1 protein-coding gene is annotated in these 1137 nt (G+C 69.7%); it reads right to left on the bottom strand.

What is annotated here, in order from left to right; all coding sequences use genetic code 11:
- Window positions 1-19: 19 nt before the first annotated feature.
- Window positions 20-961 (bottom strand): IS110 family transposase, encoded by a 942-nt coding sequence (locus ASE02_RS10855; RefSeq protein WP_056734051.1) that lies wholly within the window; start codon window positions 959-961, stop codon window positions 20-22.
- Window positions 962-1137 lie beyond the last annotated feature (176 nt).

The raw sequence follows: 1137 nt of genomic DNA, 5'->3' as shown, positions 1-1137 counted from the left end.
CCGGCGACTGTGTTGATGGTCAAGGCTGGTTGGTTCGCCAGGGCCGGTCTGCCTTGAGCATGCCGTTGGCGGCGACGACGATTTTCCTGGCGATGGCGATCAGGGCGACCTTGGCGGGTTTCCCGGCCTTGCGCATGGCCTGGTACTCGCTCTTGAAGCCCTTGTCGGATCGGGCGGCGGCGAGGGCGGCCATGTAGAGGGCCGTGCGCACGCAAGGTCTGCCGCCCTGGATGTGGGCGTGGCCTGAGCGCGTTCCGCTGTCGTTGGGATGCGGCGCCAGGCCGGCGAGGCTGGCGAGGGCCCTTCGGTCAAGGCGGCCGAGCTCGGGCAGGTCGGTCAGCAAGGTGGTGCTGACAGCCGGGCCGACCCCGGGGATGGTCTTCAGAAGCTCACCGCGCCGATGGTTGGCGGGATCTTCGTCGAGCATCGCCTCGAGCTGGGCCTCGATGCGGCTCCGCTCCTGGCTGAGGACCGCGATCATCGCCCGGCAGCTGTCGGCGATCTGCGGATCGAGCGCCTGCTTGAGCCGGGTCTTCTCCATGGCCGCCAGTTCGACCAGTTGCCGCCGCCGCGCCGAGAGCGAGCGGATCTGGAAGGTCTGGGCGCTGGGGACCGGTCTTGCGGCGTCCTGCATGACCAGAGCGAAGCGCGCGATCAGCGCCGCGTCCAGTCGATCCGTCTTGGCCCGGCGGCCCTCCGCCAGCCGCAGCGCCTTGATCCGGCGTGGATCGACCACCCCCACCTCGAAGCCCGCCTCGGCCAGCGCCCTCACCAGGCGCGCGCCGAAGCTGCCGATCGACTCCAGCACCACCTTGCGCGCGCCAGCCCGTCGCAGCCGAGCCAGGATCGTCTCCACCCCGCCAGAGGTGTTCGGCGCTCGGAACGCCCGCCCCTCAGGCGCAAACGCCACGTCAAAATAATCCCGGCCGACATCCACGCCGGCCGCCACAAGCGCTGTCATCTGTCCGCTCCTGTATCCGAGCCCAGGCCCGCCAGGCCCCGCTCGTGCGACTGTCCGGAAGCAACAACTCGGCGGCCGCACGCCTGCCGGCCTACGGCCTCATCAGCCAGGGACCCATCGCGCCACAGCCGCCACCGACAGACTAAACATCGGCCTCATCAACATACAGGGACCCA

It is taken from the genome of Phenylobacterium sp. Root700 (genome assembly GCF_001429025.1).
Classification (GTDB): Bacteria; Pseudomonadota; Alphaproteobacteria; order Caulobacterales; family Caulobacteraceae; genus Phenylobacterium.
Note: the sequence above shows the minus strand (reverse complement) of the source record. Positions and strands in the feature narration are given on the sequence as shown.